Origin of the sequence: Streptomyces olivochromogenes (assembly GCF_021538895.1) — a bacterium.
GTDB lineage: Bacteria > Actinomycetota > Actinomycetes > Streptomycetales > Streptomycetaceae > Streptomyces > Streptomyces olivochromogenes_A.
In genome coordinates this window covers 1-14,646 of sequence record NZ_JADDRL010000021.1, presented here as the reverse complement: position 1 = coordinate 14,646, position 14,646 = coordinate 1, and the positions used below count along the sequence as shown (strand labels likewise).

General features: G+C 73.7%; 11 protein-coding genes and 1 pseudogene. 8 read left to right on the top strand and 4 right to left on the bottom strand.

The annotated features are described in order from the left end of the window. Positions 1 to 34: 34 nt before the first annotated feature. The 3 genes from IPZ69_RS13265 to IPZ69_RS13255 are packed head-to-tail and all read left to right on the top strand — an operon-like array spanning position 35 to position 3,254. On the top strand, positions 35 to 625 hold the full coding sequence (locus tag IPZ69_RS13265; protein ID WP_235454295.1) for a toxin-antitoxin system, toxin component family protein: 591 nt from the start codon (positions 35 to 37) through the stop codon (positions 623 to 625). Then, positions 622 to 1,854 (top strand): MAB_1171c family putative transporter, encoded by a 1,233-nt coding sequence (locus tag IPZ69_RS13260; protein WP_235454294.1) that lies wholly within the window; start codon positions 622 to 624, stop codon positions 1,852 to 1,854. Before IPZ69_RS13265 ends, IPZ69_RS13260 begins: the two co-directional genes overlap by 4 nt. Beyond that, entirely contained in the window at positions 1,851 to 3,254 is a 1,404-nt protein-coding gene (locus tag IPZ69_RS13255; RefSeq protein WP_235454293.1) for an FAD-dependent oxidoreductase, read from the top strand. Before IPZ69_RS13260 ends, IPZ69_RS13255 begins: the two co-directional genes overlap by 4 nt. Positions 3,255 to 3,288: 34 nt before the next feature. Here the strand turns inward: IPZ69_RS13255 and IPZ69_RS13250 are convergent, their stop codons facing one another. The 4 genes from IPZ69_RS13250 to IPZ69_RS13235 form a co-directional block, all read right to left on the bottom strand. Beyond that, a complete protein-coding gene (locus IPZ69_RS13250; protein WP_235454292.1) occupies positions 3,289 to 4,134 on the bottom strand; it encodes an SMP-30/gluconolactonase/LRE family protein in 846 nt (281 codons plus the stop codon). Further along, on the bottom strand, positions 4,131 to 4,904 hold the full coding sequence (locus tag IPZ69_RS13245; RefSeq protein ID WP_235454291.1) for an IclR family transcriptional regulator: 774 nt from the start codon (positions 4,902 to 4,904) through the stop codon (positions 4,131 to 4,133). Before IPZ69_RS13245 ends, IPZ69_RS13250 begins: the two co-directional genes overlap by 4 nt. A 101-nt stretch (positions 4,905 to 5,005) precedes the next feature. Then, positions 5,006 to 6,247, bottom strand: a complete 1,242-nt coding sequence (locus tag IPZ69_RS13240; RefSeq protein WP_235454290.1) for a helix-turn-helix domain-containing protein — start codon at positions 6,245 to 6,247, stop codon at positions 5,006 to 5,008. A 60-nt stretch (positions 6,248 to 6,307) separates the two neighbouring features. Beyond that, on the bottom strand, positions 6,308 to 6,460 hold the full coding sequence (locus tag IPZ69_RS13235) for a hypothetical protein (RefSeq protein WP_235454289.1): 153 nt from the start codon (positions 6,458 to 6,460) through the stop codon (positions 6,308 to 6,310). Positions 6,461 to 6,637: 177 nt separating this feature from the next. On the opposite strand from IPZ69_RS13235, the gene IPZ69_RS13230 reads away from it, so the two are divergent. The 5 genes and pseudogenes from IPZ69_RS13230 to IPZ69_RS13210 all read left to right on the top strand — a co-directional run. Further along, the gene (locus tag IPZ69_RS13230; protein WP_235454288.1) at positions 6,638 to 7,615 is read left to right on the top strand and encodes a DUF3068 domain-containing protein; all 978 of its coding nucleotides are present in this window, start codon (positions 6,638 to 6,640) and stop codon (positions 7,613 to 7,615) included. A gap of 192 nt (positions 7,616 to 7,807) precedes the next feature. After that, positions 7,808 to 8,959 (top strand): glycosyltransferase family 4 protein, encoded by a 1,152-nt coding sequence (locus IPZ69_RS13225; RefSeq protein WP_235454287.1) that lies wholly within the window; start codon positions 7,808 to 7,810, stop codon positions 8,957 to 8,959. Positions 8,960 to 9,063: 104 nt separating this feature from the next. Further along, positions 9,064 to 9,789, top strand: coding sequence for a class I SAM-dependent methyltransferase (locus IPZ69_RS13220; RefSeq protein WP_235454286.1), 726 nt, complete (start codon positions 9,064 to 9,066; stop codon positions 9,787 to 9,789). Beyond that, positions 9,786 to 14,099, top strand: a complete 4,314-nt coding sequence (locus tag IPZ69_RS13215; RefSeq protein WP_235454285.1) for an alpha-(1->3)-arabinofuranosyltransferase — start codon at positions 9,786 to 9,788, stop codon at positions 14,097 to 14,099. The genes IPZ69_RS13220 and IPZ69_RS13215 overlap by 4 nt, the downstream gene beginning before the upstream one ends. Further along, positions 14,096 to 14,646, top strand: a pseudogene (locus IPZ69_RS13210) (condensation protein); the annotation flags it as partial. The gene IPZ69_RS13215 and the pseudogene IPZ69_RS13210, both read left to right, overlap by 4 nt.

Here is a 14,646-nt window from a genome sequence, read left to right as displayed (position 1 = left end):
CAAGCCGCCGCCCGGCGGTGAGAAGGGGGAACCCATGGACATCGCGGGCGCGCGACAGCGGGCGGCCCGGATCGCCGCGCGGTGGCGGCGGCGCCGTCCCCCCTTGTCGATGCGCGGCCTCGCCGTCGACCTCGCCCGTGCGGTGCGCGCGCGGCCCCGCCCCCCGGACGACGTACGCGCGTTGTGCCGGGCGCTGTGCGAGGAGATGAGCGCGCGCCGCGACGGGCGGCCCGTCGAGCTGCGGTTCGAGCGGTTTCCCGACGAGATCGAAGTCACCGGCCTGTGGGTGGAGTTCGCGGACTTCGATCTGGTCATCGTGGAGGAACGTGCCGAATCGTTGCAGCAACTGGTGATACTCGGACACGAGTTGTGGCACATGCAGGCTGGCCACCGGCACCACTACGGCGTCGGCGCGGCCACCGTGCACGCGCTGGCCGGCCGCGACGACATCGCCCTGACCGTGGCCGCCCGCAACGGCTCCCACGAGGCCGAGGAGGCCGAGGCCGACGACTTCGGGCACCGGCTCGCCGCGGCCTTCCGGCCCCTGCTGTCGGGCCGGGGGCCCGATGCCCGCCTCGACCCGGTCCAGCGCTCCATGGGCTACCGCGGAGGGGGGACACGGTGACGTACGCCCTCGACCTGCCCGGACCCGACCTGTCCCGCGGCCTGTACATCTCCTTCTGGCTGCCGACGGTGGTCCTCACCGTCGCACTGGCGATCAAACTGCCCAGCATCATCAAGATGTGGCGCGACCCGCTGCTGCGCGCCGTCGGCGGTCTGCTGCTGTTCGCCTGCGCGGTGTTCGTCTTCGCGGCCCCCAAGACCATCGCCTGGACCAACCGGGTCACTGGCGTGCCGAACATCTCGGCGCCCTGGGTGTACTCCCTGCTCACCGCGCTGTGCGCGTCCTGGCTGCTGCTGATCATCGCCTGGCGCAACGGCCTGTCCGACCGCTCGGCCGCGACCCGCCACGCGACGCGCTGGGTCGTCTCCGTCTACGCCGGTGTGGTGATCGCCCTGTGGGTGCTGTTCGCCCTCGCGGACGTCCCCGTGGAGCGCCTCCAGGACCTGGACACCTACTACGCCACCACGCCGTTCATGCGCGAGGAGATCCTGCTCTACCTCGTCGCGCACACCGTGGCCTGCACCATCACCGCCCGGCTGATCTGGAACTGGATCCGCACCGACGGCCTCGACGCCTGGCTGCGCTGGGGACTGAGGTTCCTGGGCGTCGGCTACGCGACGAACCTGCTCTTCGACGCGTCCAAGCTCAGCGCCGTCGGCGCCCGCTGGACCGGCCACGACCTGGACTGGCTGAGCACCTACCTGGCGCCGTCGGCCGCCTGTGTCTCCGCCACCCTGGTCGCCGTGGGCTTCATCATCCCGCACGCGGGCCAGTACCTCGCCGAGCGCTGGCGCGTCCGCGTCAGCCACTGGCAACTGCGGCCCCTGTACCTGCTGATGCGCACCGCCACCGGCAACCGCGAGCCCTTCACGCCTCGCTCCACCGGCGAACTGCGCCTCATCCGCCGCGAGACGTTCATCCGCGACGCGCTCCTCCAGCTCTCCCGGCACCTCGACGAAGGCCTGCGCACCCGGTCCTACGCGGCCGCCCTGGCCCTGGGATCCGATCCCGGCCGGGCGGAGGCGCTGGCCGCCGCCGTGACGATCCAGGACGCCGTCGAGACCCGCAAACGGTCGCCGGAGACCGACGGCACCGCCGCCTCGTCCGGCCCGGACACCACCTATCTGCTCCAGAAGATCCAGGCCGTGTCCCGGGTTCTCCGCCACCCCGACGACATCGAGGCGGTGCGCGCCCGAGCGACCGCCCCGGCAGAGAGTGCCCGCGCATGAGTGAACGTTCCGCCCCCGCCGTCAGAACCGCCGTCGTGCTGGGGGGATCCCATACCGGCATGCTCGCCGCGCGGGCCCTGGCCGGCTTCGCCGACCGGGTCGTGGTCGTGGACCGCGACGTCCTGCCCGACGGTCCCGAGCCCCGCCGCGGGCTGCCGCAGGCCCGGCACGCCCACATGCTCTGGTCCGGCGGGGTCCGGGCCGTGGAGGACCTGCTGCCGGGCATCACCGAGATGTTCCTGAGCGTCGGCGCCCACCGGCTGCCGGTCACCACGGACGTGGTCGCGCTGTCCTCGCAGGGCTGGTTCCGCCGCTGGCCCGAGTCCCACCATGTGATCCTGGCCGGCCGCGACCTCCTGGACGCCACGATCCGCGCCCAGGTCCTCGCCGACGAGCGCGTCGAACTGCTCGGCGGGACCGAGGTGGTGGGGCTCACCGGGACGGGCACGCAGGTCACCGGCGTACGGATCCGCACCCGGGACGAGGAGGAACGCACCCTCGCCGCCGCCCTCGTCGTGGACGCCACCGGGCGCGGCTCCGGCGCACCCCGCTGGCTGGCCGCGCTCGGACTGCCCGCCGCGGAGCGGCGCGAGGTGGACTCCGGGCTGGTGTACGCGAGCCGGCTCTATCTCGCTCCCGACCAGGCCCGGGACGGCTTCCCGATCGTCAACGTGCAGGCCGACCCGCGGGCCGGCGTCCCCGGCCGCTCGGGCTGGCTGGTGCCCATCGAGAACGGGCGCTGGATCGCCACCCTGTCCGGCACCCGCGGCGGCGAACCCTCCGCGGACAACGACGACTTCATCCGCTTCGCCCGGGACCTGCCGCACCCGGTGATCGGCGACCTGCTCGACAACGCGGAACCGCTTTCCGACGTGTCGGTCACCCGCGCCACCCTCAACCGCCGTTACCTCTACGAGCGGATGCCGGTGTGGCCGGAGAGCTTCGTCGTCGTCGGCGACGCGCTCGCCGCGTTCAACCCGATCTACGGGCAGGGTCTGGCGGCCGCCGCCCAGAGCGTCAGGATCCTGCGGGACGTGATCCGGCGTCAGGGCTGGGGCAGTACTGGGCTGTCCCGCCGTGTCCAGAAGGCGGTGGCCCGGCCGGTCCGGGCGGCCTGGGACCTGGCGATAGGCCAGGACGTGTTCTATCCGGGCGCGACGGAGAACGGCCCCACGCTCCGGGACCGGATCGTGGCCGCGTACGTCGACCGGCTGATGCGCACCGCCACCGGCAACGGCCGGGTCGCCCGCAGGGTCACGGACGTGACGTCCCTGGAGCGGGGCGCGGAGGTGCTGCTGACCCCCGACGTGCTGCTGGCGGCGGCGATCGGCCCGCTCAAGCCGCAGTTGACCGGGCCGCCGCTGACGGCCGAGGAGCGCAAGGCCGGCGGGCTGTTGTAGCGCGCCGCCGGCCGCGGACTCCCCGGCCCGGGCGTCAGCCCGCGAACGCCGGCTGCGGCAGCCCCTTTCCGGCGCCCGGCACCACCAGCAGCGATCCCGAGACGGGGTGCGGCCGGTCCAGTCCGGTCCGGGCCGTGGTGATGTACAGGTCCGTCAGGTCCGGGCCGCCGAAGGCACAGGCCGTGGTGCGCGGGGCCGGCAGGAGGAGCACCCGGTCCAGGTCGCCGTCGGGCGTGTAGCGGCGGACCGCTCCGCCGTCCCACAGGGCCACCCACACGCACCCTTCGGCGTCGACGGTGAGGCCGTCGGGGAAGCCGGCACCCTCCTCGATCTCGGCCAACGGGCGTCTGTTCACGGCCCGTTCGCCGTCGAGGTCGAAGACGTCGACGCGGCGGGTGGGGGAGTCGACGTAGTACAGGCGGTTTCCGTCGGGGCTCCAGCCGATGCCGTTGCTGACCGCGACGGAGGGCAGGACCGTCTCGACGGCCCCGTCGGCGGTCAGACGGGACAGCGTGCCGCCGCCCGCCGCCTCGTCGTAGCGCATCGTGCCCGCCCACAGGGAGCCGTCGGGCGCGACCGCGGCGTCGTTCGCGCGGCGGCCGGGGACCGGCTCGTGGTGCAGCCATCGGAAGGTGTCGTCCGGGTCCAACAGGCCCACGCCGTCGCGGAGGTTGAGGACCAGTCCACTGCCCGCCCTGGGCTTGGCCGCGCCCACGTGCTGGTCGGTCGTACGGACCGTGCGGCGGCCGGTGGCGGGGTCGTAGGTGTGCACGCGCGAGCCGAGGACGTCCACCCAGATCAGCCGGCCGGCCGCCGGGTCCCAGGTGGGGCCCTCGCCGAGGCTCGCCGCCGCCCGTACCGCGACCTCGTACGCCGTCATGCCACGCCCCGGTGGCCCAGGCGCTCGGACAGCTCGGTGGCGCCCTTGACGGCGAGCTCCTCCAGCTCGGCGCGGCGCTCGTCGCTCCAGCGGATCATGGGCACGGAGATGGACAGGGCGGCGACCACCTGGCCGGTGCGGTCGCGCACCGGGGCGGCCACGCAGCTCACGTCCGGGTTGGACTCGCGGCTCTCCAGCGCGATGCCGTGCTGCCGGATCTCCGCCAGAGCGGCGCGCAGGGCGGCCGGTTCGGTGATGCTGTTGGGGGTCATCGCGGCCAGCTCGGCGCCGTCCGGGATGCGCGAGGCCAGCTCCTGCTCGGGCAGCGAGGCCAGCAGCATCTTGCCGACCGAGGTGCAGTGGGCGGGCAGCCGGCGGCCGGCGGCCGACACCATCCGCACGGCGTGCGTGGAGTCGACCTTGGCGATGTAGATGACGTCGGTGCCTTCGAGGATGGCCACGTGGACCGTCTCGTCGCAGGTCTCGGCGACGGACCGGGCCACCTGCTGGCCCTCGGCGGCGAGGTCGAGCTGCTCGGCGTAGCGGCTGCCGAGCTGGTACGGGCGCACGCCGAGCCGGTAACGTCCGGGTTGTCCGGGCACGGGCACGATGTACGAGCGGGCCGCGAGCGTGGTGACCAGTTCGTGCACGGTGGTGCGCGGCAGCTGGAGCTTGCGCACGATGTCGGGGGCGGAGAGTGTCCCGTCACCGTCGAGGAAGAGCTCAAGAATGTCGAGAGCCCGGGTCACGGCAGGTACGAGGCGTCCCATGTCCGGCCCCCTCCCTTGGGTCTGCGCCTGTGTTCGAGATTTCAACAGACGATCGGCATGACGAACACAGGCTAGTCATGGAGGGTTGCGCGGGCAATGGTCTAGCCGTGTGCTCGCGCATCGCCCAGTTGTCCGCGCAGTCGGCGCGCCCGCAGGACCAGCTCCAGTTCGAAGCGGCGGTCCGGGTCGTCGATCTCGTCGCCCCACAGCTCGCGGATCTGGCGGAGCCGGTAGCGGACGGTCTGCGGGTGGACGCCGAGCCGGGCGGCCACCTCCGGGGCTCCGCCGCGCGTCTCCAGCCAGGCCAGCAGCGTCTCCGCGAGCCTGCGGCCGTGCGTCGGCCCGCAGTGGGCGAGCGGTGCCAGGCAGCGCAGCGCCAGGTCGTCGATCAGCTCCTCCGGCTGCAGGAGCACCAGGGCCTCGGTGTGCTCGGTGCAGTACAGCACCTCCCCGCCCGGCAGCAGGCCCCGTTCCATCAGGCGTACGGCGGCCAGGGCCCAGCGCAGCGACTTCGCGGCGTCGGCCAGTGCCACCGGGGGCCCGATCGCCCCGGACCAGCCGGTCAGCGCCCGGTGCAGCAGTTCGGGCCGCCCGGCCGCGTCCGGCTCGGGCACGACCATGCGGGGCTGCTCGTACTCCATGTCGAGCAGCACCCCCTGCCCCACGGCGGGCGCCACCGCCTCCCGGGCCGGGCGCAGCAGCACGCCCACGGCGACCTTCGCGGGCAGCGACCAGCCGACCCGGGCGGCCCGCTCGGCCAGCGCGTCGGCCGGATCGCCCCGGTGGCGTTCGGCGAGGAGCAGTTCCATCAGCCGGCGCTGCAGGCGCAGGCGTTCCCCGGCCCGGCGGGCGGCGGCCTCGGCGTAGCCGCGCACGGACTGGTCGACCAGGCCGTCCAGGTACTCGTAGCCCGCGTCGACCAGCTCGTACATCGCCGGCGGCGGGATCTCGACGCGCTGGCCGATCTCGGCGAAGCGGCGCCAGGCGAGCCGTACGCCCATGCGGTACATGGCCTGCAACGCGTCCAGGCTGCGGCCGCCCATGCCCTCGCCGCGCCCGAACTCCTGGAAGACGCCGGGCGGTACGGTCGGCCGGCCCTCGGAGTGCTCCAGGTGCTGCACGAAGACCTCGATGGCGCGGCGGATGCCGATGAGGGCCATGGGTTCGCCGCTCTCGTCGAGGACGACGGGCAGGGCGGGGTACTCGCGACGGATCTCCCGCAGGATCTCCTCGGCCAGCGCGGGCGCCTCGGCCATGGCGAGCGCGGCGAACCGGCGGACCTTCAGGCGGGGCACGTCGTGCCAGGCCGAGCGGGCGGACACGGCCGGGGAGCGGGCGGGCACGGTTCAGTGCCCCCGGCCGGCGGGCGCGTACGGCTTCTCGCGCGACGTCACGGCCACGGCTCAACTCCCCTGGCCCGCTTGCTCGTACGTGATCAGCGGGGTGTTCGGCTGGTCGGGCCGGGCGTCGAGCAGCGCGACGATGCCGAGCGCGGCGCCCACCGCGAGGGCGGCGGCGGCCACGACGGTCAGCGCGGCGGCGAGCAGTCTGGACATCGCAGGGTCAGCCTCTCTGTCCGGAGTTCGTCCCCCGCCCCGGGCCGCGCCACCCCTGTCTGTCCGGCCCAGTGTCGGCAGTCATTGACACTCCGTCAAGAGGCGCCTACGGTTCCCGGCCCATAGGGGTGGGTCGACTCGCACGCGCACTGTTCCCTCTCGGACCTGGAGTGCCGGATGCGCCGTACAGCCTCGCCCTTTTCCCTGATCACCCTGGGCCTCGGCACGTTTTTGCTGGTGCTGGCCCCGCTGCTGGCGTGGTACGTCGAGCCGCGTGCCGCGGTGAATCCGATCGACATCGACACCACCGCCGTCTACACCGGCACGGGCAGCTATTTCGACACCGGGCAGATCCGGACCGTGGCCGACCGGCGGATCACGATCACCCAGGTGGTGCGCGGGGACGTCGAGGACGGCGAGCGCAGCGGGCGGGCGGTGTGGGACGTGACCACGACCGTCGACACCGACCGGACCCTGCCGGCCGCCGATCCGCACGACGCGCTGGAGTTCTTCCTGAACCGCTGGGTCACCGACCGGGGCACCAACAAGCCGGTGCACTGCTGCCGGGAGAACCCGTACTTCGAGGGCGACGCGTATCTGAAGTTCCCCTTCGACGTGCGCAAACGCTCCTACCAGTGGTGGGACAACTCCCTCGGGTCGACGGTCACGCTGCACTACGCGGGCACCAGGAAGATCCAGGGCTACCGCGGCTACCGGTTCACCGGGACCGTGGCGCCGACCCGGATCGGCGAGCGTCTGGTGCCGGGGAGCCTCGTCGGACTGCCGAAGCGTCCGCAGGTGCAGGCCGAGGAGTGGTACGCGAACCACGGCATCGAGCTGGTCGCCGACCAGCGCACCGGCCGGGTGATCTACGCCCAGGTCGGGCCGCGGCGGACACTGCGCGCGCCGGGGACGACGAAGGACGCGGTGGTCCTGCTGGACAGCGAGAAGCTGGGGTTCACCACCGGGACGCAGAAGGAGCAGGTGAGACTGGCGAAGAAGGAGAGCGGCCTGCTGCGGCTCGTGGGGCGGACCCTGCCGGTCGGTGCCGCTGTGGCCGGATTCGTCCTGGCGGCGGTGGGGGGCGTTTTGGTGGTACGCGGCCGGAGGCGTCCGGATACATCCGAAAACACCGCCCCCACACTCACGATGTGACAGGGCGTCAGCTCCAACAAGCCCCGAAATTGTCACCCCGGTGAGTAGCCCTGGCGGACGGCGGGGCGAAAACTGTCCACCCCACCCCGCGCACAGGCCGCCCACACCCTGCTCTCAGGAAGTACCCGAACCAGCCACAGAATCGATCCTCCCCCCACTGAGTTCCGCACCCCGAGACGAGTTGGAGCTCCCATGCCCCAGCACGTACCGTCCTCGCCGCGCGCCGCCTCACCCCAGGGCACGCGGCACCTTTCGGCGCTCCCCCCACAACCGCGCCGGATCGTCTTCCTCGCCCACCGGGACCTCGGCAACCCCTCCGCCGGCGGCTCCGAACTCCTCGTCGACCGGCTCGCGGACGGGCTGACCCGCCTCGGCCACCAGGTCACCCTGCTGTGCGGCGGACCCCCGGCCTTCCGGGACTACCAGGTGGTCTCCGCGGGCGGCACCTACGACCACTACCTGCGCGCCCGGTCGGCCTTCACCCGCCGGGTCGGGGACTGCGACCTGCTCGTCGAGGTGTGCAACGGCATGCCGTACTTCGCGCCACGGTGGCACCGCGGCCCCACGCTGTGCCTGGTCAACCACGTCCACACCGACCTGTGGCGGATGCGGCTGAGCGGGCCGCTGGCGCCGGCCGCACGCATCGGCCGAAGACTGGAGCGGTGGGCGCTGACCGGCGCCCAGCACCGGAGCCTGCTGGTCGCCGTCTCCCCCTCGACGGCCCACGCGCTGCGCGCGATCGGTGTGGAGCGGGACCGCATCCGGGTCGTACACAACGGCGTGGAGGAGCCGGGCCCGAGCGCGGACCGCTCGCCCGAGCCGCTGTTCGTGGCGGTGGGGCGGCTGGTCGAGTACAAGCGGATCGATCTGCTCCTGCGGCTGTGGGAGCGGGTACGGCCGGTCACCGGCGGCCGTCTCGTGATCGTCGGCGACGGGCCCGAGCGCGGACGCCTTGAGCGACTGGCCGGTCCCGGCGTGGAGTTCACCGGCCATGTCACCGAGGCCGAGAAGCACCGGCTGCTGTGCGAGGCCTGGCTGCTGCTGCACCCGTCGGCGTTGGAGGGCTGGGGTCTGGTGGTCACGGAGGCGGCGGCGCGTAAGACGCCGACGATCGCCTTCGACGTGCCGGGCCTCAGGGACTCCGTGGTGGACGGCGAGACCGGCGTGCTCGCGCGCGGCGAGTCGTCGTTCGCGGCGGCCTGGTGCACGGTGGCGCTGTCCGCGCGTCGGCGGGAGGTTCTGGGCAAGGCTGCCCGCGATCGTGCGGCGCGCTATCGCTGGGACGGCACCGTGAGACAGTTCCGTGCGGTTGCCGCCGAGGCGGTGCGGGGTTGGGGGCGGTGACGCCTATGCGCCGTGTCGGTAAGGGCGTGGCGCGACTGCCGGTTCGTTTTGGCTGGTCGCGCAGTTCCCCGCGCCCCTATGGGGGCGCTACGGGGCACCGGGGTTTGAAGGATCCCTCCCTTCGGCGCTCGCTGGCTCTCTTCCGTGCCTTCCGGCATGAGCAGGACGACCCCGAGGCCTGCTACTGCCTGCTCGCGCGGGACGCCGTCGACCAGGTCGAGGGCTACGACGGGCCGGTGGTCGGGCGGATCGTCGTGGACGTCGGTGGGGGCGGCGGGTACTTCACCGAGGAGTTCCGGCGCCGGGGCGCACAGGCCTACTTGTTCGAGCCGGACGTGACCGAGCTGGGTGAGAAGCCGCCCGACGGGACGGTGATCGCCGACGGCTATCTGCTGCCGCTGGCCGACGGGGTCGCCGACGTGACGTTCTCGTCCAACGTCCTGGAACACGTGGCGGATCCGCGGACGTTCCTCAGCGAGCTGGTGCGGGTGACCCGGCCGGGCGGCCTGATCTACGTGTCGTTCACCAACTGGCTGTCCCCGTGGGGCGGTCACGAGTGGGCGCCCTGGCACTATCTCGGCGCCGACCGGGCCCGCGCCCGCTACCGCCGTCGTACCGGACGGCCGGCGAAGCACACCCTGGGCGAGAACCTGTTCGCCGTGCACATCGGAGCCACCCTGCGGCAGGTGCGCGCCCGGGACGACGTCACGGTCGTCTCGGCCCGCTCCCGCTACTGGCCGTTCCTCGCGGAAGCCGTGGTGAAGGCGCCCGGCATCCGCGAGCTGGCCACCTGGAACCTCCTCCTCGTCCTCCGGCGGTGTCCCGCATGACCACCACGGTCCAGGCCCCTCCCCCGGCAGCCGTCCCCACCACCACGGCCGGCTCGGGCCCGCCGGAGGGCCCGCGGTCGCGGCGCTGGCTGCTGGGGTTCTGGGCCGTGCTGTTCGTGCTGTTCCTCGCGGTGCGCCCGGGTCGGCAGACGTTCGACACCAAGCTGGGCGTCACCGTCGACCCGGGCCGATTCCTCTCGGATCTCGGCCAGTTGTGGCACGACCAGGGATCCTTCGGCGGGATCCAGGACCAGTACGCCGGCTATCTGTGGCCGATGCTGCCGTTCCACTGGCTGTGCCACGCGGTGTCCCTGCCGGTGTGGCTCGTGGAGCGGCTGTGGCTGTCGCTGATCGTGTCGGTGGCGTTCTGGGGTGCGCTGCGGCTGGCCGAGCGGCTGCGCGTCGGAACCCCCGCGTCCCGGCTGCTCGGGGCGGTGGCCTATGCGCTGTGGCCGGTGTTCACCGTGGTGGTCGGCTCCACCTCGGCGGCCGCGCTGCCCGGCGCCTTCCTGCCGTGGGTGCTGCTGCCGCTGGCCGACGAGCGGTACACCGCCCGGGTCGCGGCCCTGCGCTCGGCACTGGTCGTGCCGTTCATGGGCGGCGTCAATGCGGCCGCGACCCTGGCCTCCCTGCTGCCGGCCGGGCTGTACCTGCTCTCCCGCCCGCCCGGACCGCGGCAGCGCAAGCTGATCTCCTGGTGGGTGCCCGGAGTGCTCGTGGCGACGGCCTGGTGGTGGATCCCGCTGCTGCTGCTCGGCGTGTACGGGGAGAACTTCCTTCCCTACGTGGAGACTTCGCAGACGACGACGGCGACCATGTCGGCCACGGAGGCGCTGCGCGGCGGCGGGAACTGGGTCGCCTATCTGCATCTCGGCGAGGCCTGGCTGCCCGCGGGCTGGAGCGTGGCCTCCGCGGTCGTGGTGATCGTCTGCTCGGCGCTCGCCGCCGGGCTCGGGCTGGCCGGGCTGGCCCGGCGCGACCTGCCGGAGCGGCGCTGGCTGGTGCTGACGGTGCTCACCACCGTGCTGATCACGCTCGCCGGGTACGGCGGCGCGTTCGGGGCGCCCTTCCACGGGGTCGCGCAGGACTGGCTGAACGGCCCGCTGGTGCCGTTCCGCAACATCTACAAGTTCCAGGCGGGCATGGCGCTGGCGCTCGTGCTCGGGCTGGCCCATCTGGTGGGCGTGGCCGCCGAGCCGCGCGGCGCCCGCCCGGTGCGCGGGCGTCGCTTCGCCCCGCTGGTCGCGGCGGTCCTCGTGCTGCCGGGGCTGCTGTGGCCGTACCTCAACGGGTCGATCCTGAATCCCGGTTCGTTCCAGCAGCTGCCCAAGTACTGGCAGACCACGGCCGACTGGCTGAAGAAGTACTCCCCCGACTCCCGCGCCCTGGTCGTCCCGGCCACCGCGCACGGCCTCTACACCTGGGGCTCCCCCGTCGACCACCCCCTGGACGTGCTGGCCGACAGCCGCTGGGCGCAGCGGGACTTCGTGCCCTTCGGCACCCCGGGCAACCGGCGGGCGATGGACGCGGTCGAGCAGGCGCTGCTGAGCGGTGGCGAAGTCCCCGGCCTGGCCGACTACTTGAGCCGCGCCGGGATCCACTACGTCGTCGTCCGCAACGACCTGGACCCCGACCAGATCGGCTACGTCCCGACCACGACCGTCAAGCGCACCCTGGAGCAGTCCGGGTACCAGCGGGTGACCGGCTACGGGCCGGTGATGACCGGCGGCCGGATCGCCCACGGCACCCCGCTCCAGGTGGAGGGGCTGTACCCGAGGCAGCGGGCGGTGGAGATCTACGAGCCGGTGGACCAGGACGTGCCGCGGCCCGGCCAGGCCCGGCTGCTGTCGGCCGCGGACACGGCCGTCGTCTCCGGCGGCCCCGAGGCACTGCTGCCGCTCGCCGCGCGGCTGCGCGACCGGGCTACCGTGCTCACCGGCGACAACCACCCGGGGGTCGGCTCGCCCGGCCTCCAACTGGTCGGCGACGGACTGCGGCGGGCGGACACCCGGTTCGGGCTGGTCGACGCCAACACCTCGTACACGTACACCCGCGACGAGCGCAACGCGCCCGACGCCGTGCAGGACGCGGGCGACAAGCCGCGCCAGATCCTGCCCACCGACGGCATCCGCCACCAGACCGTGGCCCAACTGCGCGGCGCCCGCTCGGTGACGGCCTCGTCGTACGGCAACTGGCTCTTCCACCTCCCGCAGTACGACCCGGTGAACGCCTTCGACGGCGACCCGGCCACCGCGTGGGCGGAGGGCGCGCCCGGCTCGGCGAAGGGGCAGTGGCTGCGCGTCGGCTTCGACGGGCCGTACGACATGCCGTCGTCCGTGAAGGTGACGCCGTTGCCGCAGCAGAGCGTGCGGGCCGCCGCGACCCGGGTGCGGGTGACGACGGAGAAGGGCTCGGTGAGCAGCTTCCTGCGGCCCGACGGCATGACGCAGACCGTCAAGGCCCCGGCGGGCACGACGCGTTGGATGAAGCTGACGATCGTCGACTCGGTGGCCCGGCGCTCCGGCCTCACCGGCGCGGGCTTCTCCGAGATCGCCCTGCCTGACGTGCGGGTGACCCGCATGCTGCGGCTGCCCACCGACGCCGACGGCTCCGACGCGGCGGCCGAGGTCGTCTCCCTGCACCGCGCGGCCGACCCGACCGGGCTGTCGGCGACCGGCACCGAGGTGGGGCTGCACCGCGCCTTCGCCACGGGGACGGCGGGGTCGTACCAGGTGGCGGCGAGCGCGGTGCCGGTGCCGGGCGAGGCGCTCGACAAACTGCTGTACCGGGTTGCGCCGGACCAGAAGAACCGGATCACGGCGACCGCGGACTCCACCGCGGCCCTGGGCGCGGGCCTGTCCGCGCGCAATCTCACCGACGGCGACCTGACGACGGCGTGGATCGCGGGCGACCGTCCCACGATCCATCTGAGCTGGAAGGGCAAGCAGCCCGTGGGCGAGCTCGTGCTGGTCCCCGCGGGCGGCCTGTCGACCCGTCCGACCGAGGTGGACATCAGCTCCCCGGACGGTGCGACGACCGCGGGCGTCGACGAGAACGGCATGGTCCGCTTCGACCCGATCACCACGGACCGGCTCGACATCACGATCACGAAGACGGCGCCGCTGACCCTGCACAACCCCGTCGCCGACGAGGACCTGCAACTCCCCGTCGGACTCACCGAGGCGTACCTCCCGGCGCTCGACGGCTATCGCACCCGGCAGCCGGCCCCCACCCGGACGTTCTCCCTGCCGTGCGGCCAGGGCCCGGTGCTGGCGGTGGACGGCGAGCTGTACCCGACGAGCGTGAAGGGGACCGTACGGGACCTGGTGGAGCGCCGGCGCGTGGCGGTGACGCCCTGCCAGGAAGGCAGCGAGGACGCGGCGTTGGAGCTGACCGCGGGCACGCACCGGGTCGAGGCGGGGGACACCGGTCCCCTGGTTCTGACGGACGTGACGCTGACCCGCGGGGCGGTGAACGAGGCCGCCGGTCCGGGGCGTGAGCTGCGGATACGGGACTGGCTGGGCGACCGCCGCGAGGTGACCGTCGGCTCGGGCGCGGCCACGTACCTGACGACGTACGAGAACTACAACGACGGCTGGCGGGCCACCCTGAACGGCAAGGAGCTGACCCCCCTCCGGCTCGACGGCTGGCAGCAGGGCTGGCGTGTCCCGGCCGGGGCGGGCGGCACGGTCAAGCTGTCGTACGGACCGGCGACGACCTACGAGGGCGGCCTGATCGGCGGCGCGGTGGGGCTCGCGGCCCTGGTGGGCCTGGTGTTGTGGCGGCGCCGCGCGCCCAATCCGGACGAGCCGCAGCCGGTGCCCGCGCCGCCCGGCGTGTGGCTGGGCACGGTGGCGCTGACGCTGGTCGCCGTGGTGATCGCGGGCTGGTTCGCCCTGCTGGTGCCGGCCCTGGCACTGCTCGCCCGCCGACGGCACGCGCTGCTGGTGCCGCTCGCCCTCGTGGCGCTCGCCGGAGCCGGGATCGCGGCGGCGACCGGTGCCGGGGAACCGGTGGCCGCCGGTCACGGCTCCTTCGGCCATCCGGCCCAACTGCTCGCGCTGATCGGGCTGTTCGCCGGGCTGGTAAGCGTCCGGGAGGTCCCGCCACCGGGCGGGGATGGCACGCCCGACGACTCGGAGGCGCCGACGGCGCCGCTGCCGCGGCGGATACGCGGCTCCAGTCCCCTGGGCGCGCCCGCGCCGGGGCCCGCCTCCGCCGCACCGGAGGAGAAGTCCCCGCCGGGCGCCGCCGGACCGACCGTCTCCGCCCGTGGACCCGGACACCCCGACGGAGGTGCCCCCGCATGACCGCGCTCCAGCACCGGCCGGACGGTCCGGCACGGCCCCCGTCCCGGGTCCCGTTCCCGGTCGTCGACGAGGTCGCCCGGCACTGTCTTCAGGACGCGGAACCGGAGACCGTGCACATCGAGCTCCACCTGCCCGGCCGACTGGATCCCGCGCGGCTGCGCACGGCCTTCGGGGAGGCGCTGCGCCGCCATCCGCGCAGCCTGATGCGGGAGGCTCCCCGGCCCTGGTACCGGGCCCGGTACGAGTGGGAGCTGACGGCGGAGCCGGACGTGGAGGTGATCCGTTTCCCGCCGCCGGAACCGGACGCCCGGGGGCGGGCCCGGCAGCGCGCCCTGGACTGCGCTCCCCCGCTCTCCTCCGCCCCGCCGATCCGCCTGGATGCCGTGCCCGAGGGCGACGGCACCGTGCTGATCCTCACCGTCAACCACACCGCCCTGGACGGCCCGGCCTGCCTGCGCGTCGTGGCCACGGCGGCGGAGCTGTACGGCGGCCGGGACAACTCCCCCGCCGCACCCCCCGTACGCACGCAGGACGCGCGGCGGGAGTC